The organism is Barnesiella sp. CU968 (genome assembly GCF_905219685.1).
GTDB lineage: Bacteria > Bacteroidota > Bacteroidia > Bacteroidales > Muribaculaceae > Lepagella > Lepagella muris_A.
On the sequence record NZ_CAJMXD010000393.1, the window covers coordinates 1 to 2,631 of the forward strand.

Annotated in this window: 3 protein-coding genes; all 3 read left to right on the forward strand. The window is 38.2% G+C overall.

Translation table 11 applies throughout. The features are described from left to right. Window positions 1-670, forward strand: a 670-nt coding sequence (locus JX312_RS11980) for a hypothetical protein (protein ID WP_204458134.1), incomplete at its 5' end; no start/stop codon positions are given. Between the two features lie 43 nt (window positions 671-713). Further along, window positions 714-1,613, forward strand: coding sequence for a glycosyltransferase family 2 protein (locus JX312_RS11985; RefSeq protein WP_204458135.1), 900 nt, complete (start codon window positions 714-716; stop codon window positions 1,611-1,613). 42 nt (window positions 1,614-1,655) lie between these two features. Further along, the coding region (locus JX312_RS11990; protein WP_204458136.1) for a UDP-galactopyranose mutase at window positions 1,656-2,631 on the forward strand (976 nt) is incomplete at its 3' end.

Genomic DNA, 2,631 nt, shown 5'->3' on the forward strand with positions numbered 1-2,631 from the left:
AGCTGACAGTAATTATGTTCTAAATGAAACATTCGGAAAAAAGATTTTGAACAAAACAGTGCTGATACCACCTCCGACTTATATCTGTAAACCAAAATGTGACAAAGGGAATAAGAACAGGTTTTCGATTTTGTTTTTTGGACATTTACGACCATACAAAAATATAGAGATGATATATGAGCTTGCCCGCAGATTCAATGACATTGGATTTACAATTGCAGGAAATGCCATGGATGCCCGATATGAGGCATATTTGAAAAATGAGGCAAAGGATATATCTAATATTACCTTGATATCCCGGTACATAACTGCAGATGAAGTAGATGCCCTCATAGATTCGCATTCCTTGATATTGTTGCCTTATGATGTCAAGTCTGCCTTGAACAGTGGAGTTGTCATTCATGCCATATGTAAACATATAAACACGATAGTACCGGCTATAGGAACTGTAAATCAGTTTAAAAATAAGGATAAGATATTCTCGTATATCTATGATTCCCCGGAAGACCATTTTCAAAAGTTGATGGATATTCTTGCTTTTGCAAAGGATGAATATGAAAATAATTTTGAGAAATTCGAGGAGAGAATAGATATGCTTTATGAAGAGATGATGGAAAACAGGACACCTTTGGCATTATCTCCCAAAATAAAGGAATTGCTTCAAATATAAAATAATCTTATATTAAGAGCCTGATTAAGATTGTTTTCCGGTGATGAATTATAATTATACGCTGCTAATACCACACTATAATATTCCGTTTCTTTTAAGGAGATTGCTTAAGAGCGTGCCGCGACGCGATGATTTGCAGGTCATCGTTGTTGATGATTGTTCTTTTAGAGATCTTGGCGAATATGATAAGTTACGGGAAGAGTATGACTGGGTTGAGTGGTATGATACAGGAGTTAACGGAGGTGGTGGCAAGGCAAGGAACATAGGTCTCAGTCATGCCAAGGGAAAATATGTGATTTTTGCAGATGCAGATGACTATTTCGAGAAAGATTTTCCGACTATACTTAGTGAATATTCACTGAAAAACTTTGACATCGCATTCTTCAAGGGAGTATCTCGCGATACGGATTCCGGCGTAATGTCGAATCGTGCAGACCATTTGAACAGGTATGTCGACATGTATTTGAACGGAAGTGATTCAGATGCGAATAATTTAAGATTCCTTTTTGGTGAGCCATGGTGCAAGATCATAAGCAAAAGTCTGATTGACCGCTATGATATAAGGTTTGATGAAACTGTAATACATAATGATACGACATTTGGTTATTTAACCGGTTTCTACGCAAAAAAAATATTGGTTGACGAACGCGAGATATATTGTGTGACAACAAGAAAAGGATCAGTGTCAGTAACCAAAAGTGATGACAGGATTCTAACGCGTATCGAGGTGTTCAGTAGAGCGGAACTATTTTTTATAAAACACAAGGTTCATGTCAAGCTGGAAGAACATTACATTCAACTTGTCAGATTATTTGTGCACCGAAAGTTTCTATTGCTTGGCAGGTGCGTGAATTTAATGCGGAGGATGGGATTTTCCAGGAAGTACATATTAAATAGATGTCAAAGGGTATTTATCTCAATATTACGTAACAGAATCGGATAGAGAAAAGACAGGTTTCATAGTTTCTACTTTTTTTAGAATAACATGGATAAGTATGACTATCTTATCGTTGGCTCCGGGCTTTTTGGTGCAACGTTCGCTTATAAAGCAAAACAGGCTGGTCGCAAGGTGTTGGTTATTGATAAGCGTCCGTATTTGGGCGGAAATGTTTATTGCGAGAATATCGAAGGTATAAATGTTCATAAGTATGGCGCACATATTTTCCATACATCCAATAAAGAAGTCTGGGATTTTGTCAACTCGATTGTTCCGTTTAACCGGTATACCAACTCTCCGATAGCTGTAGTTCCGGATGGAAAAATATATAATCTTCCGTTCAATATGAATACTTTCTATCAGATGTGGGGAGTGAAGACACCTCAGGAAGCTATGACTAAATTGGAATTGCAGCGGATGGAGGCTATTGAAAGGATGAAAACCGAAGGAGTTTCGGAACCGCGCAATCTGGAAGAGCAGGCGCTGGCGCTTATTGGCAAGGATGTATACGAACAATTGATAAAAGGTTATACTGAAAAGCAATGGGGGCGTGACTGCAAGGAGCTTCCGGCATTTATAATACGTCGTCTTCCCGTAAGAATGACATTTGATAACAATTATTTCAATGATGATTATCAGGGCATACCAATAGGCGGGTATAACAAGCTTATAGATGGACTGTTGGAAGGGACTGAGTGTTTGTGCAAAACTGATTTTTTTTCATCAAACTGTCCTCATACAGGAAAGCCATATTCGGAATCGTGGCGTGACATAGCGTCAAAATTGGTCTATACAGGGGCATTAGATGAATATTTTGACTATAAATTAGGGAAACTTGACTGGCGGACAGTGGTGTTTAAAACCAGGGTAGAAAAGATTCCAAATTATCAAGGAAATGCCGTGGTGAACTATACAGGACATGATGTGCCTTATACACGAGTCATAGAGCATAAGCATTTCGAGATGTTTGGACAGGATGTATATGCCAATTCTAAAACGGTCGTAAGCGAAGACTATTCAACAG

Coding starts and splice junctions, on each gene's coding strand:
- JX312_RS11985 (WP_204458135.1), top strand. CDS start 714: ATGAATTATAATTATACGCTGCTAATACCACACTATAATATTCCGTTT.